Annotated in this window: 14 protein-coding genes; 13 read left to right on the forward strand and 1 reads right to left on the reverse strand. The window is 60.1% G+C overall.

All coding sequences use genetic code 11. The annotated features are described in order from the left end of the window. Positions 1-5: 5 nt before the first annotated feature. From AB1I47_RS07025 to AB1I47_RS07085, 13 genes are all read left to right on the forward strand, one after another. Positions 6-686 carry a dienelactone hydrolase family protein gene (locus AB1I47_RS07025; RefSeq protein WP_354683050.1) on the forward strand — a complete coding sequence of 227 codons (681 nt, stop codon included), beginning with the start codon at positions 6-8 and terminating at the stop codon, positions 684-686. Between the two features lie 38 nt (positions 687-724). Then, on the forward strand, positions 725-2,089 hold the full coding sequence (locus tag AB1I47_RS07030; RefSeq protein ID WP_354683051.1) for an MmgE/PrpD family protein: 1,365 nt from the start codon (positions 725-727) through the stop codon (positions 2,087-2,089). After that, complete coding sequence (locus AB1I47_RS07035) at positions 2,086-2,871, forward strand: SDR family NAD(P)-dependent oxidoreductase (RefSeq protein ID WP_354683052.1); 786 nt, start codon at positions 2,086-2,088, stop codon at positions 2,869-2,871. Before AB1I47_RS07030 ends, AB1I47_RS07035 begins: the two co-directional genes overlap by 4 nt. Next, complete coding sequence (locus AB1I47_RS07040) at positions 2,871-3,827, forward strand: SMP-30/gluconolactonase/LRE family protein (protein ID WP_354683053.1); 957 nt, start codon at positions 2,871-2,873, stop codon at positions 3,825-3,827. The genes AB1I47_RS07035 and AB1I47_RS07040 overlap by 1 nt, the downstream gene beginning before the upstream one ends. A gap of 535 nt (positions 3,828-4,362) precedes the next feature. Then, positions 4,363-5,322 carry a Bug family tripartite tricarboxylate transporter substrate binding protein gene (locus tag AB1I47_RS07045; protein WP_354683054.1) on the forward strand — a complete coding sequence of 320 codons (960 nt, stop codon included), beginning with the start codon at positions 4,363-4,365 and terminating at the stop codon, positions 5,320-5,322. Positions 5,323-5,369: 47 nt separating this feature from the next. Beyond that, positions 5,370-6,758: an acyclic terpene utilization AtuA family protein gene (locus AB1I47_RS07050; protein ID WP_354683055.1), complete on the forward strand. Its 1,389-nt coding sequence runs from the start codon at positions 5,370-5,372 to the stop codon at positions 6,756-6,758. Then, positions 6,751-7,059: a DUF4387 domain-containing protein gene (locus AB1I47_RS07055; protein WP_354683056.1), complete on the forward strand. Its 309-nt coding sequence runs from the start codon at positions 6,751-6,753 to the stop codon at positions 7,057-7,059. Before AB1I47_RS07050 ends, AB1I47_RS07055 begins: the two co-directional genes overlap by 8 nt. A gap of 24 nt (positions 7,060-7,083) precedes the next feature. Further along, positions 7,084-8,055 (forward strand): Bug family tripartite tricarboxylate transporter substrate binding protein, encoded by a 972-nt coding sequence (locus AB1I47_RS07060; protein ID WP_354683057.1) that lies wholly within the window; start codon positions 7,084-7,086, stop codon positions 8,053-8,055. Positions 8,056-8,149: 94 nt separating this feature from the next. Then, positions 8,150-9,289, forward strand: coding sequence for an acyl-CoA dehydrogenase family protein (locus tag AB1I47_RS07065; RefSeq protein ID WP_354683058.1), 1,140 nt, complete (start codon positions 8,150-8,152; stop codon positions 9,287-9,289). 20 nt (positions 9,290-9,309) lie between these two features. Continuing rightward, positions 9,310-10,491 carry an acetyl-CoA C-acyltransferase gene (locus AB1I47_RS07070; protein ID WP_354683059.1) on the forward strand — a complete coding sequence of 394 codons (1,182 nt, stop codon included), beginning with the start codon at positions 9,310-9,312 and terminating at the stop codon, positions 10,489-10,491. Next, positions 10,491-11,249 carry a 3-hydroxyacyl-CoA dehydrogenase gene (locus tag AB1I47_RS07075; protein WP_354683060.1) on the forward strand — a complete coding sequence of 253 codons (759 nt, stop codon included), beginning with the start codon at positions 10,491-10,493 and terminating at the stop codon, positions 11,247-11,249. Before AB1I47_RS07070 ends, AB1I47_RS07075 begins: the two co-directional genes overlap by 1 nt. A gap of 45 nt (positions 11,250-11,294) precedes the next feature. Beyond that, positions 11,295-12,290: a Bug family tripartite tricarboxylate transporter substrate binding protein gene (locus AB1I47_RS07080; protein ID WP_354683061.1), complete on the forward strand. Its 996-nt coding sequence runs from the start codon at positions 11,295-11,297 to the stop codon at positions 12,288-12,290. A gap of 82 nt (positions 12,291-12,372) precedes the next feature. Beyond that, positions 12,373-13,461, forward strand: coding sequence for a porin (locus AB1I47_RS07085; RefSeq protein WP_354683062.1), 1,089 nt, complete (start codon positions 12,373-12,375; stop codon positions 13,459-13,461). 58 nt (positions 13,462-13,519) lie between these two features. On the opposite strand, the gene AB1I47_RS07090 is transcribed toward AB1I47_RS07085, so the two are convergent. Then, the gene (locus tag AB1I47_RS07090) at positions 13,520-14,506 is read right to left on the reverse strand and encodes a LysR family transcriptional regulator (RefSeq protein ID WP_354683063.1); all 987 of its coding nucleotides are present in this window, start codon (positions 14,504-14,506) and stop codon (positions 13,520-13,522) included. Positions 14,507-14,616: the final 110 nt, after the last annotated feature.

Consider the following 14,616-nt stretch of genomic DNA (forward strand, 5'->3'; position numbering starts at 1 on the left):
CAGATATGGGCAAGACGATTCAGATCACCGCAAACGACGGACACAATCTCTCAGCGTACGTGGCCGAGAAGCCAGGCAACGAACGCTGGGCGGTAGTGATTCAAGAGGCGTTCGGGGTCAACGATCATATCCGCAACGTCTGCGACCGCTTCGCCGACAAAGGGCTGAATGTCATCGCGCCCGCGGTGTTCGACCGGGTCGAGCGTGACCTCGTTCTACCTTACTCGCCCGAAGGCGTGTCCAGATACACCGAAATCCGCAAGGCGTTGCGCAAGGAAGACGTGCTGCTGGACGTGGTCGCGGCAGCGGACGCAACCGGCAGCGAGCGCACCGGGATTGTCGGCTATTGCTTTGGGGGCACGGTTTCGTGGTGGGCCGCTACCGAAACCTCGCGCTTTGCGGCAGCGAGTTGCTGGTATGGCGGTGGCATCTTCGCCGAGAAGACAGCAAAACCGAACTGCCCGGTACAGATGCATTTTGGCGGCATGGATACGCATATTCCTTTGGAGCATGTCGACGCGATCCGCAAACAGCATCCCGAGGTGGAACTTTGGGTCTACGAAGAGGCCGAGCACGGCTTTGGGTGTGACGCGCGGCCCTCGTTCCATGAGGAAAGCTACACCCTTGCACTCCAGCGCACGCTTGTCTTCTTTGAAAAAAATCTCGACGTCAAGACGGCAAGATAGCCGGATGCACTCAACGCGCGATCGGACATCCTCACAGTATGAATACAGCGACAGCGACACTCTCGCGGTTTGTCAACGGCCTCCAGTTCGAAAGGCTACCGGAAGCCGTGGTGGCGCAAGCCAGGATGTCCTTGTTGAACTATCTGGCTTGCGCGGTTGCCGGTGCTGATGAGGCCGTCGTCGTGCGCTCGCGTGACGCGCTGAAGCCGTTCGGGGCCGCTGGCGCGGCGTCCCTGGTTGGTCGGCATGACACGACGGATCCCATCACCGCGGCCTTCCTGAACTGTCTGAGTTCGACCGTACTGGCCTTTGACGAGACTCATGCCCGGTCGATTGTTCACCCCGTGGGGCCTGTAGCCGCGTCAACCCTTGCCCTTGCCGAGGTCCGCCACCTGAGCGGGAAAGCACTGGTGGCTGCGCTGGCGGCTGGCGTTGAAGTTGCATCGCGAACCAGCCTGGCCATTTCGGCAGAGCCGGCGCAGGGCGTGGTCGGTTGGTCGCAATCAGGCGTCTGCGGCGGGATCGGCGCTGCCGCTGCCGTCGGCAAGCTGCTGGGGCTGGATGCCTGTGGCATCAGCGATGCCATCGCACTGGGTGCGAATGCGAGCGCCGGCCTGCGAGCCATGAATGGCACGATGGCAGTTACCGTGGCGGTTTCGAACGCCGCGGCAAACGGCTACCGCGCAGCGTTGCTTGCGTCGGCCGGCGTATCGGGACCGCATGATGTGCTGGAACACCCCTACGGTTTCCTGGCACTGTTTGCGCACGAAGGTCATGTTGCCCATCTGACCGAAGGCCTCGGTTTCACCTATGCGATATCCGAGTTGAACTTCAAGCCCTACCCTTGCGGGATCGTTGCGCATGCTGCCATCGATGCAGGAAAGGAAATCCGTTCCCAGCCGGGATTCAAGCCGGACGACATCGAACGGGTAATGGTCGGCCTGCATCCTTCGTGCCTGTCCCTGGGGGATCGCCCAGTGGTGTCCAGCGACAGCGAAGCCAGCGTCAGTATCCAGTTTTGGGCAGCGACGGCCTTGTTGCGTGAGACTCTGGGACCAGAATGCCTGAACCAGGCATGGATCGCGGATGCCGCCCGCCAGCAGCTACAGCAGCGCGTTCGACTGGAAGGGATCGACAACCTCAGTCGCTGCGCCGCGCGGATGACGGTAGCTTTGCGCTCCGGGGTTGAACTGCACGCGGACATTGCAAATTGCCTTGGCAGCGAGCGCAACCCGATGAAGCTTGAGGAGATCGAGGCGAAGTTCGTTGCAGCCGCGAGCGGCCGGCTGGACTCTTCACGTATCGAGCAGATTATCAAGGCTTGCCGGTCCTTCGAGGCGATCGAGGATGTCGCCCAGTTCCTGCAGCTATTGCGAACTCACGATGGAAAGGACGTAGTATGAATCTCGGACTTGCTGGAAAGGCAGCCCTTGTCACGGGGGCCAGTAAGGGCATCGGGGCCGCTGTCGCCATCGCGCTGGCGCGCGAAGGCGCCGATGTTCTGGCGGTAGCGCGCACGCCACTCAATGTCGAACCGCAGCCGCAGCGCCCAGGCGCGCCGGTACCGGGACGCATCATTCCCTTTCTTGCCGACCTGACATCGCCCGAAGCCTGTCAGGGGGCGCTGGAAGAAATGCTCCGACAGTTTGGCAAGATCGATATCCTCTCGAACAACGCTGGCAGCACCAAACCTGGGGACTTTTTCAGCATCGACGAGCAGGCCTGGCAGCAGGGCTTCGAGCTGAAGTTTCATGGTGCCCGTCGCCTGGCGCGCACCTGCTGGCCTGCGTTGAAGGAGGCAAAGGGCTGCATCGTCAATACCATTGGCATTATGTCCCGGACGGCGGTCATCGATTATGCGATGGGTGGAGCCGTCAACTCCGCGCTGTTTCACTTGACCAAGGCACTGGCACATCTCGGCGTCAGAGATGGCGTGCGTGTCAATGCCGTCAATCCGGGCCGCATTGCGACTGATCGGCTGGAGGCTTCACTGACAGTCATCATGGGAGAGCAAGGCGTGACCCGTGACGAAGCCGAAGCGCTGTTGCTGCAGAAGTCGGGCATTGCGCGCTTCGGCCGAACCGAGGAGGTGGCTGCCGCAGTTTGCTTTCTCGCCTCCGACCGCGCGGGGTTCATCAACGGCGCGATCCTCGATGTGGATGGCGGCGAAACTCGGGGACTCTAGTGGCACTCGAGCTCGGTCCGGCGGATCTGCGCCAGATTGGCAGCGGCCTCACACGTCCGGAATGCGTTCTCGCCACTGCCGATGGCAAGCTTTTTTGTTCTGATGCCCGTGGCGGTGTCATGTCCTTTGCGCCGGACGGCACGCAGGCGCTGCTAGGCCGTCGGGAAAAACTGGTCCCTAACGGTATTGCCGCACTGCCAGGTGGAAATTTCCTGGTGGCCAATGTCGGTGTGGAAGGCGGTATCTGGCATCTCTCCAATACTGGGGCCTTCACCAAGCTAGACATCCGTGTCCGGGGTATGCCCTTGCCGGAGGTCAATTTTGTCTATGTCGATGCACTTGGGCGCCTGTGGGCGTCAGTGAGCAGTGCAGGCATGGCGGATCCGGTATTTACGCCCGCAGCTGACGAGGGCTACATCTTGCTCGGCGATAGCGAGGGCTTCCGGATCGTTGCGTCCGGCCTGGGCTGGACCAATGAACTCCGGGTACACCCATCCGGCGACCGTTTGTTCGTCAACGAAACATTCGGACGCAGGCTGCTGGAGTTCCACATCGGATCGGATGGGTCACTCCAAGACCGCACGGTACTGGCGGAGTTCGGTGTGGGCGATTACCCGGACGGCATGGCGCTGGACGTTCAGGATGGGATTTGGGTGGTAAGCATCATCTCCAATCGCATCTACCGGATTCACGACGGCCATAGCAAGCTGGTCTTCGGCGACAGCAATGCGCAGATCATCGACGCTCTCGAGCGCTTACTGAACAGTCGGGGCCTGAAGCGCGCTGATTTGCACGGATTGCGCACGGGTACGGTGGTGAACAACATTTCCAGCCTGGCGTTTGGCGGCGAGGACCTCCGTACAGCGTATCTTGGCTCCTTGAACGGGTCGTGCCTGTGGTCCTTCCGCTCCCCCGTGCCCGGTATTGCATCGCCTGTGCAGCAACCGCTCTGGTAGGGCGGGCAACGGGGGCAATTCATCTTCCTGGTGGTCGCCGCCGCGGATGCGGGGCGGCGCCATGACTTCAGATCGAACCGTCGGAGCCGTTGCTCGACGGTCTCCTAGGCGCAAGACCCTGCTTCTCGGCGTGTTCGCAGAACGTGTTGTAGCCGCCGGTTGCGCACAGGGTCGCTCCATACCACGCGCCTTTGAGCGCCACTGCAGCCCCACTGCAGCCGCAATGCACTACGGATCCAGCCACACGTGTTTGTCCGTGCAGGTAAGCCACGGAATCCAATGGCATGGTTAGCAATGCCGAAATGTTGTCGTCAAAATACATTGATCGTTAACAAGACAATCTTTCTGTACGCAAAAACCCTTAGCGGGCGGATTTGCGTTGACAGACATTCGGTATTGTCTACAATCACATCAGGTTGACGACGAAGCTGCCACCCTGAAGGTTTCCACTGCTCACTGGTGCGAGCCGGAGCAAGCAGAGCCCCACTGGCAGCAAAGGCTTCCACACTAAAACGACCCAGGAGACAAGACCGAAATGAAATTCGCCCAAGCCCTAGTAGCCGGCCTCGCGTTGGTAACTGCTGCTGCTTCCGCGAGCGCCGAATATCCCGACAAGCCAGTCCGGATCATCAATCCGTTCAGTGTGGGAGGAACTGGGGACACGATTCAGCGCCTCTTCGCCACCAAGCTGTCTGAGCGTACTGGTAAGTCGTTCATCGTCGAAAACAAGACGGGCGCCTCAGGCCGCATTGGCTACGAAGCGGTAGCGAAGAGTCCCGCAGATGGCTACACCCTCGTCGCAACTGACGTCACCTACACCATCCTGCCCGGGTTGTATGGGAAGCTGCCTTGGGATCCCGCAGCAGATCTGGTTCCGGTCACTGTCCTTGCCCGCGCGCCTTTCGTCTTTGTTGTTAATCCGAACGCGCGTTTCAAAACGCTGGAAGAACTGATCAAGTATGCCAAGGCAAATCCTGGCAAGGTGAATTTCGGGTCGGCTGGCGCGGGTAGCGTCAACCACCTCGTCATGGAACTGTTCGCTAAGGAAGCGCATATCAGTCTCACTCACATCCCGTACAAGGGCATGGGCGAGGCGCTAACCGGTCTCATGTCCAATTCGGTAGACATCATTGCCACCGGCGTTCCGACTGCCATCAACCACATCAAGAGCGGCAAGCTTTTGGCCCTTGCTCTCACCGCACAGAAGCGTTGGCCTGCTACCCCAGACGTCCCCACGCTAACGGAGCGAGGTGTGAACGTAGTGTCTTATAGCTGGATGGGTCTGATGGCACCAAAAGGCACGCCTAAGCCGGTGGTGGACTACCTCTACGGCAACGTCGTCAAGCTGATCCAGGACCCCTCCACCAAGCCGCTGCTCGATGCGCAAGGTGTCGAGCCGTCTGGCATGGCCCCGGCGGAATTCGCTCGGTTGTTGCGGGACGACACCAAGCGTTGGACTGAGGTGGTTCGCGCCGCAAATATCACCGCCAACTGATCTGGCGACGCTACGCAGCGTATCCGCCCGAAGCACTGGAACGAGAGATGGAAGCAAAAAAGCAATGGACAACAGTCCTGGTGCCGATCGGCGCGCTGGGTCTTGGCATCGACGAGGGCGATGTGGAGAGGGGAATCGCTGTCGGGGCCGATGTCATCGCCTGCGACGCGGGATCGACCGATAGCGGGCCGGCGTACCTTGCCACCGGTGTGGCCAAGTACTCGCGGGCGGCCGTCAAGACCGATCTTGCGATCCTGATGCGGGCGCGCGAGCGTGCCGGCATCCCGCTGCTAATTGGTTCGTGTGGCACCTCCGGCTGCGACAAGGCGCTGGAGTGGACCCGCGACATCGCGCTGGAGATCGCGCGCGAGCATGGCCTGCGTCCGCGCATCGCGGTGCTGTACTCAGAGCAACCGCCCGAGCTGATGGCGGGGCTGGCCAGGCAGGGGCGGATTGCGCCGCTGCCGCCGATGGAGGGAGCGGATCCCAAGTTGTTCCAGGGCTGCGATCGCATCGTCGCGCTGATGGGGCCGGAGCCGTACATCGCGGCGCTGCAAGCCGGGGCGGACATTATTCTCGGTGGCCGCACCACGGACACGGCGGTGCTGGCGGCGCTGCCGCTGCTGCGCGGGGCGGGGGCGGGACCGGCGTGGCATGCGGGCAAGATCGCGGAGTGCGGAGCGCTGTGCACAGCCAAGCCACGCGATGGGGGAGTGCTGATCCGGGTCGGGCAGCGCAGTTTCGAGATCGAGCCGCTGCGCCCGGGCAACGTGTGCACGCCGATTACGGTGTCGGCGCACATGCTGTACGAGAACAGCGACCCGTTCCAGTTGCATGAGCCGGGCGGGCTGCTGGATGCGACCGCGGTCCGGTACGAGGCGTTGGATGAGCGGCGCGTGCGGGTGAGCGGCTCGAAGTTCGTTCCGGCGCCGTACACGATGAAGCTGGAAGGGGCTTCACGCGGTGGCTTCCAGACGCTGATGCTGGTGGGTATCCAGGACCGCAAGGTGCTGGCGAACATCGACGGCTTCCTGGACCGCATGCACGAGGTTCTGAGCGCGCGCGTGCGTGCGGCGATGGGTGAGAGCGCGGGGGAGTTTCACATCTCGCTGCGTCCGTATGGCTGGAACGCTGTCAGCGGCCTGCCGGTGCCGGCCGACACGCCAGCCCCGCAGGAAATCGGCTTGCTGTTCATCGCCACGGCGCAGACGCAGGAGCTGGCCACGCAGATCGCCAAGACGTGCAACCCGTGGTTCTTCCACCTGCCGGTTGAAGACGCGCAGGAGCTGCCCAGCTACGGGTTCCCGTTCTCGCCGGCCGAGCTGGAGCGCGGTCAGGTGTTCGAATTCAAGCTGAACCATGTGGTAAGTGTCGCCGACCCGTTCGAGCTGGTGCGTACCGAATACATCGACATCGAGGAGTCGGCCCATGCCTAAGCTCGAGGCGGTATGCCGCCACATCCGCTCAAAAAATGCCGGGCCGTTCTGGATCACGGTGGACCTGTTCTTCCATGACCGGGATGGGTTCGAGCGCCATGCCGAAGCCGCGGCGCTGCAGCCGTCGGCGCTGGCGCAGGTCTTTGGCGTGCGTGAGGACCAGGTGAAGTGCTATCGGGTGCCGGATCTTGGAGTGCTGAAGATCTCGTACCCCAGACGCGACCCGCAGGGCGGCATGATCGAGCGCGACCTGCATGGTGGCCAGCAATATGTACGCCTGGTGGATCTGGAACTCGACTGACGTCAGAAATCCGTAGGATTAATCATGAAATCGATTGCTTTTCGCGTTCTTGGGGCGCTGGCCGCCTGTCTGGCAATGGCTGGCGCCGCGCCGGCCCAGACCGCCTACCCTGACAAGCCAGTTCGCCTGGTCGTACCTTACTCTCCAGGTGGCAGTACCAGTGTGCTGGCGAATGCGTTGGCCACGGCACTGGGCAAGAGCCTGGGTCAGTCCGTGTATATCGACCATCGTCCAGGCGGCAATACCATCATTGGCACCGGCGCGGTTGCGAAGGCTGCGCCAGACGGCTATACGCTGCTGCTTACTGCGAGCTCCCATGTGGTCGTCCCGCTTATCACGAAGGCGCCATACGATCCGTTCAAGGATTTCACACCGGTTGCCACCTTGGCCAAGACGGAGTTCGTGCTGGTTGTGAACCCGAAAGTAAATGCGCAAAACCTGAAAGAGTTTGTCGCCCTTGCCAAGACCAAACCGGGCGCTGTGACCTACGCCTCAGCGGGCAATGGTTCCGGTACGCATTTGGTTGCAGAACAATTCGAACGCGTTGTCGATATCAGAATGCAGCACATCCCTTACAAAGGAGCCGGCCCGCTCGTCAACGATCTCCTTGGCGGGCAGGTTAATGCAGCGTTCCTGGTACCGGCGGTTGCCACCCAATTCATTCAGTCGAACCGGCTTCGTGCCATTGCGGTCTCCGGTAAGGAGCGGCAGTCGATGCTGCCGAGTGTGCCGACGCTTTCGGAACTTGGCGTCGGCAGTTTGAATGCAACGAATTGGTACGGTGTCCTGGCACCCGCTGGTATACCCAAGGATGTGGCGGTGAAAGTTGCCAACGCTATTCAGACTGTAGGTAGCCACCCTGACTTCAAGGAGACGCTGTCCAGTCTGGGGTTGCAACCATACAGCGTCAAATCGGATGAGTTCGATCGAATGATGCGCGAAGAATCGGCTCGCATGGCTGCGCTGATCAAGTCCGCAAATATCACTATGGACTGATCTGCCGTCGCTGACGGCACTTCCACCATCCTACCTTCTATTTCCTTACATGCCGGGAAGCCAATGGGCGTTTCCGCGGCAGGAGGACTGCTGCATGCTAAACGAAGAACACAAGATCATCCGGGACAGCCTGCGAGCCTTCGCAACTGATCGCCTGGCCCCGCAGGCGGCCGAACGTGACCGCACTGGTGCTTTTCCGGCAGAGACACTGCGCGAGCTGGGCGAATTAGGTGCAATGGGCATTACGGTCTCTGAATCCTACGGCGGTGCCGGCATGGACTACCGCAGCCTAGCACTGGCGTTGGAAGAAATCGCAGCAGGCGATGGCGCCATTTCCACCATCGTCAGCGTACAAAACTCACTGGTCTGCGGAATCCTGTCGCGTTGGGGAAGCGAGGAACAGAAGAAGGCCTGGCTGCCTCGCCTCGCTCAAGGCGCGGCGCTCGGCTGTTTCTGTCTGACGGAGCCGCATACCGGTTCGGATGCCGGGGCGATTCGCACCAGTGCCCGTCGCACCGAGAGCGGTTGGGTGTTGAACGGCACCAAGCAATTCATCACCACCGGAAAGCATGCGGATATCGCCATCGTTTTTGCAGTGACGGATAGGGACGCTGGCAAAAAAGGAATTAGTTGCTTCCTCGTCCCGACGTTCACACCTGGCTATCGCACTGAACGACTGGAAGAGAAGCTGGGGCAGCATGCATCAGATACCGCACAGATTGTGTTTGAAGAGTGTCAGGTGCCATTGGATTCGGTCCTGGGACCCGTTGGCGCGGGCTATCGGATTGCCTTGTCGAATTTGGAAGCTGGCCGGATCGGTATTGCGGCACAAAGTGTTGGCATGGCGCGCGCCGCGCTTGAAGCAGCAATTCGATATGTCAAGGAGCGCCAAGCCTTCGGCCGCTTCCTGCATGAGCACCAGGCGGTGAGCTTCCGCCTGGCCGACATGGCGACACAGATTCAGGCTGCCCGACAGTTAGTCTGGTACGCCGCTTCATTGAAGGACGCGGGGGAGTCGTCTCTGGAAGCTGCGTCGATGGCGAAGTTATTCGCTTCGGAAATGGCTGAACGGGTGTGCTCGGACGCGATACAGATACATGGCGGCTATGGCTACGTCCGTGACTTTCCTGTTGAACGTATCTATCGCGACGTTAGGGTGTGCCAGATCTACGAGGGCACTAGTGATATCCAGCGATTGGTGATCAGCCGCTCGCTGATCGAATCGAACAAGTAAGAGTCTGCGAGGTAAGCGTCATGTCTGATTCTATTGTCATTGCCAGCGCGGTTCGTACGCCGATGGGTGCCTTTCAGGGCGGCTTTGCTTCCCTGGTAGCTTCTGATCTCGGCGGCGCGGCGATCAAAGGTGCTGTCGAGCGTGCGGGCATTCCCACCGACGCTGTCGGCGAAGTCCTGTTCGGCAATTGCCTGATGGCCGGACAGGGCCAGGCGCCCGCGCGACAAGCACTGCTCAAGGCAGGTCTGCCCAACAGTACTGGTGCCGTGACCCTTTCCAAAATGTGTGGCTCTGGTATGAAGGCCGCCATGCTTGCGCATGACATGCTGCTCGCAGGCAGCTCTGACGTGATGGTTGCCGGCGGGATGGAAAGCATGACGAACGCGCCTTACCTGCTTCTGAAAGGGCGCGGCGGCTACCGCATCGGCCACGAGCAAGTCTGCGACCACATGATGTTGGATGGCCTGGAAGATGCCTATCAGCCAGGTCGATCAATGGGGACGTTTGGTGAAGACTGTGCCGAGCGCTACCAGTTCACTCGGGAAGCGCAAGATGCCTTCGCTGTAGCATCGGTCACGCGCGCCAAGAGGGCCGGAGAAAGTGGCGCGTTTGAGGCCGAAATCGTTCCGGTCATGGTCAATGACCGGAACGGCGCGCGGGTGGTGAGCGAGGACGAGGGACCGTCCCGAATTCGACTGGACAAGATCCCGAACCTTAAACCTGCCTTCAAAAAGGATGGAACCATCACAGCCGCTTCATCCTCGTCGATCAATGACGGCGCGGCCGCGCTGGTACTGATGAAGGAGTCTACCGCAGTGCGGATGGGCGCCAAACCACTGGCTCGCATTGTTGCGCACAGTACCCATGCGCAGGAGCCGGAATGGTTCAGTACGGCACCGGTGCGCGCTACGGAGAAGCTTCTCGCCACGTCAGGCTGGAAAGTATCCGACGTCGACCTTTGGGAAATCAATGAAGCATTCGCCGTGATTCCGATGGCGTTGATGGCAGAGCTCAAGCTCGCGCACGAGATTGTCAACGTCAATGGCGGCGCTTGCGCTCTGGGCCATCCGATCGGCGCGTCCGGTGCGCGAATCATGGTGACTTTGCTTCACGCGCTGGAGGCTCGTGGGGCCAAGCGAGGCGTTGCAACGTTGTGCATCGGCGGTGGCGAGGCGACGGCCATCGCACTGGAGAGGTTCTGATGGAAATCCGTGGGAAGAGTTTTGTCGTCACCGGAGGCGCGTCCGGCCTTGGCGAAGGCGCTGCGCGCATGTTGGCGGCCAATGGCGGCAACGTCGTCATTGCCGATATGCAAGCCGACAGGGGCAATGCGGTGGCACGAGAGATCGGCGGATCTTTCATTCAATGTGATGTCAGCCAGGAAGGAGATGCGCTGGCAGCAATTGAAGCCGGCGTGTCGGGCGGCAAGCTGATGGGCCTCGTCAACTGTGCCGGGATCGCGCCAGCGGAGAAGACACTGGGAAAGAACGGGGCACATAATCTCGGCCTGTATACCAAGACCATCATGGTCAATCTAGTTGGAACGTTCAACATGATCCGGTTGGCCGCAGAAGCAATGGCGAAGAACGAACCGGAGCCAACACGAGAGCGCGGTTGCATTGTGTCGACTGCCTCGATTGCTGCATACGACGGGCAGATCGGGCAGGCCGCATATAGCGCATCGAAAGGCGGTGTCGTCGGGATGACGTTGCCGATTGCGCGGGATCTCTCGCGCAATGGTATTCGCAATATGACCATCGCCCCGGGGATCTTTGGTACGCCGATGGTGTTCGGTATGCCTCAGGAGGTTCAAGACGCCTTGGCAGCGGGCGTGCCATTCCCTTCGCGACTAGGCACGCCGGTCGATTACGCCAAGCTGGTGAAACATATTTTCGAGAACGATATGCTCAACGGCGAGGTGATTCGTCTCGACGGAGCGATCCGACTGGCAGCGCGTTAGCCAACCTGATGGGCAACATCTTCGCTCATGCCCCGCATCCCTTCCATGGAGCTTCGTCAAGTGTCGTCGTTGCTGATCCAAGTTGGTACCGCCGCGTTAGCGGCGATTGCGTTGATGTCGATCGCGCACGGGGCGTCCATGGACTATCCCACGCGTCCTGTGACGATTGTCGTGCCGTTCGCTGCAGGCAGCCCGACTGACATCACGGCAAGAGCGCTTGCCAACGATCTCGGACCGATCCTGAAGACCTCTATTCTCGTTGAGAACAAGTCTGGCGCAGGGCAAATCGTTGCAGCTTCATACGTATATCGGGCCGCACCTGACGGTTATACGTTGCTGCTTGCGAATCTACCCAATGCAATCGCTCCGTCTGCAGGGGCACGGCTGCCCTACAAGGACTTCACGGACTTCGCCCCTGTGGCGGAGGTGGCATCAATCGGCCTGATGCTCGCGACCTCGTCGGCGATGGGGGCGAAGGACCATCCCTCCCTCATTAGTCAGCTCCGCTCCGGCTCGGGCACTCTCACATATGGGTCAGGCGGCGTGGGTAGTGTCCTACATCTCACCACTGAGCGATTCAATCGGGAGGTCAACGCGAAGGCCACCCATGTGCCATTTAAGAGCGGTAGCCAGGTTCTGCTTGAACTGGCGGGCAACCGCCTGTCCTATTCCTTCGTGGCAATGAATGGGATGGATCTCGTGCAGCAGGGGAAGATCACGGCAATCGGGTTATCCGCATCGAAGCGAGATCCCCGGCATCCAGAACTGCCGACTCTTTCTGAACTCGGCATCCCGGGCTTCAACGCCAGTGCAGCTTTGGTCTTGGTTGCTCCAAAGAATACACCGGTCGCTATATTGCGGCGCCTAAATGACGCCGTCGCACGTGTCATTGCTCAGTCGGGATTCAAATCCCGCGTGCAGGCGATCGGAGGTGTCACGCTTTCGGCGCCGGCTTCGCTGGATGAAGTCAGTGCCTCAATTGAAAAGCAGGAGCGAGACTGGAAGCAGCTTATCCAGTCGCAGCAGATCCAACTGGAGTAACGATCGAATCAGTTCAGCCCAAGCAAGCCTACGGCTACAAAAAGTTTTACCGCAATGAAACATCATAGGAACGGAGGAGACAATGTATAAGAAGATCTACACAGGGGCGTTGCTAGCGTTTGCGGCGCAGATGGCTGCTGCGCAGTCTTCGGTGACGCTCTATGGTGTCGCTGATATCGGTTTCGAGTATCTTACCCACGCCAATGCGAACGGCAATGGCTTGTCGCGGATGACGTCTGGCAACGTATCAGGCTCCCGCTGGGGTCTGCGCGGCGTGGAAGACCTGGGGAGCGGCAACAAGGCCATCTACGCGGTGGAGAGCGGCTTCGAACTGGACACGGGGGTATCCGCCCAGGGCGGGCGGCTGTTCGGGCGACAGGCGTTTGTCGGGTTGCAGAACCAGTGGGGAAGCCTGACGTTGGGGCGACAGAACAACGTCTTCTATGACATCCTCATCAATTACGATCCCATGGTTATCGCGGCACGCTATTCGTCGTTGATGATGGATCCGACTTTCGCAGGCCGGTACGACAACACGGCAAAGTACACCGGCAAGTTCGGCCCAGTGTCAGCGATTGCACTGTATAGCTTTGCGAGGGGAACCTCCATCAGCGGTGCCAGTGGGACGACTTTCGGCACCGAGGTGCCAGGCGATGCCAAGAGCGATCGTGCCTTCAGTGGCGGTCTTGAGTATGCGGGCGGAGCGTTCGGTGCGACTGTGATCTATGATCAGCAGCAAGGGACTCGCGGTATCAGTGGTCAGAACTCTAATCAACGGGACCGTCGAGCAGCTGTCGCCGGAAATGTAAAATTTGGAAACTCCACGATCCTCGCAGGATATCGCTGGTTCAATGGTGATATCGGCGTGGCTGCCGGGGCGCCGGGCCGACGTAACGACATCTACTGGCTAGGTTATCGTTTGCAGGCAACGCCTGCGCTTGGCCTGACGCTCGCGGGCTACTACTTCGACGACAAGCGCTCGGATGCCGATCCGTGGAGCGCGGTGCTATCGGGGAATTATGTCCTCTCCAAGCGCACCGATGCGTTCCTGACAGTGGGATACGTAAAGAACAGGAACAACTCCAATCTGGGACTGAACGGGTTCGGAAGCACCATCGGGCCGGGGCAGAACCAGACCGGTGTAACGCTCAGTGTCCGTCATAAGTTCTGAATGTCTTTACTAGCCGGAGGCACGGGCGGCGGAGCCATGCCGGCCTCCGGCCGGGATATCACAGTCCAACTTCGCTTTGCTTGCCGCGCTGCGCGCGAGCGTGTAACCGTCGCAAGATGTCGTTGAACGTCTCCAGTTGCCTATTGATTTCGGCTTGGCCGTGCTCGATCAGGAACTGGCGAAAAGCCGTTGCCACTCGGGACAGGCGAAGCCCCGGCAAATAGGAAACATACCAATCGCGTTCGACCGGATTTCCCTGCATAGGAAGCACGCCGATCAACCCCGCCTGGAACTCCAGTGTGCAGGCGTGCAGGGACAAGAACGCCACGCCCAGTCCGGCAGACACCATGCGCTTGATCGCCGCATTGCTGGACAACTCCGACCCGTGTGGCATACGCAGCCCTGCCTCTTTGAAGAGGCGCTCGACGGTCGTCCGCGTGCCTGCGCCACGCTCGCGCACCAGCAGGTTCTCATGAATCAGGTCGGACAATTTCACATTACGGCGTGACATCAGTGGGTGGTCAGGGGCTGCAATGAATGCCATTGGATGCTTGGCGAAGGGCGTTGCCTGCGTGCGTAACTCTGACGTCGATCGACCCATGATAGCAAGGTCGATTTCATGCATCGCAAGCATGCGGATGATCTCCTCGCGATAGCCTACCTTCAGCTTGATCTTGATCTCCGGGCGGTTGGCGGTAAAGGCTACGAGTATGGAAGGCAGCAGATACTCCGCGGTGGTGATGGCGCCGATCCTTAGTGTGCCTGAGAGGTCCCCCTTTAGGGCGGCCACTTCCTCGAGCGAGTCACGCCATAACTTGAGCATCTGTGCTGCATAGCTGGACATCACTTCGCCTGCCGCTGTGAGTTCCATGCCGCGGCCAACGCGCTGTGTCAACGGTGCTCCCACGGCCTGTTCCAGCAACCGGATCTGCAACGACACCGTCGGCTGCGTGAGATGTAGCGATTCTGCAGCTTTCGAGACACTCCCGAGTCTGGCGATCGCATCAATGGCATTTAGCTGCCGGAACGTGGCGTTCTTATGCATAGAAGAAAACCTATCGGTCGGGGTTAAATATCAATTTTTTAATATAGAAGTCGTACCTTATAGTGAAGCGCATGAGAAGGCAATGACCTCGCGAGAGGCCGCTAAAGGAG

The sequence above is a fragment of the Cupriavidus necator genome (assembly GCF_040578825.1).
GTDB classification, from domain to species: Bacteria; Pseudomonadota; Gammaproteobacteria; order Burkholderiales; family Burkholderiaceae; genus Cupriavidus; species Cupriavidus necator_E.

Excerpts from the sequence above, each read along its gene's own strand:
- AB1I47_RS07045 (WP_354683054.1), top strand. The coding sequence starts at position 4,363 with ATGAAATTCGCCCAAGCCCTAGTAGCCGGCCTCGCGTTGGTAACTGCT.
- AB1I47_RS07090 (WP_354683063.1), bottom strand. The coding sequence starts at position 14,506 with ATGCATAAGAACGCCACGTTCCGGCAGCTAAATGCCATTGATGCGATC.
- AB1I47_RS07070 (WP_354683059.1), top strand. The coding sequence starts at position 9,310 with ATGTCTGATTCTATTGTCATTGCCAGCGCGGTTCGTACGCCGATGGGT.
- AB1I47_RS07050 (WP_354683055.1), top strand. The coding sequence starts at position 5,370 with ATGGAAGCAAAAAAGCAATGGACAACAGTCCTGGTGCCGATCGGCGCG.
- AB1I47_RS07060 (WP_354683057.1), top strand. The coding sequence starts at position 7,084 with ATGAAATCGATTGCTTTTCGCGTTCTTGGGGCGCTGGCCGCCTGTCTG.
- AB1I47_RS07055 (WP_354683056.1), top strand. The coding sequence starts at position 6,751 with ATGCCTAAGCTCGAGGCGGTATGCCGCCACATCCGCTCAAAAAATGCC.
- AB1I47_RS07080 (WP_354683061.1), top strand. The coding sequence starts at position 11,295 with ATGGAGCTTCGTCAAGTGTCGTCGTTGCTGATCCAAGTTGGTACCGCC.
- AB1I47_RS07030 (WP_354683051.1), top strand. The coding sequence starts at position 725 with ATGAATACAGCGACAGCGACACTCTCGCGGTTTGTCAACGGCCTCCAG.
- AB1I47_RS07075 (WP_354683060.1), top strand. The coding sequence starts at position 10,491 with ATGGAAATCCGTGGGAAGAGTTTTGTCGTCACCGGAGGCGCGTCCGGC.
- AB1I47_RS07035 (WP_354683052.1), top strand. The coding sequence starts at position 2,086 with ATGAATCTCGGACTTGCTGGAAAGGCAGCCCTTGTCACGGGGGCCAGT.
- AB1I47_RS07085 (WP_354683062.1), top strand. The coding sequence starts at position 12,373 with ATGTATAAGAAGATCTACACAGGGGCGTTGCTAGCGTTTGCGGCGCAG.
- AB1I47_RS07065 (WP_354683058.1), top strand. The coding sequence starts at position 8,150 with ATGCTAAACGAAGAACACAAGATCATCCGGGACAGCCTGCGAGCCTTC.
- AB1I47_RS07025 (WP_354683050.1), top strand. The coding sequence starts at position 6 with ATGGGCAAGACGATTCAGATCACCGCAAACGACGGACACAATCTCTCA.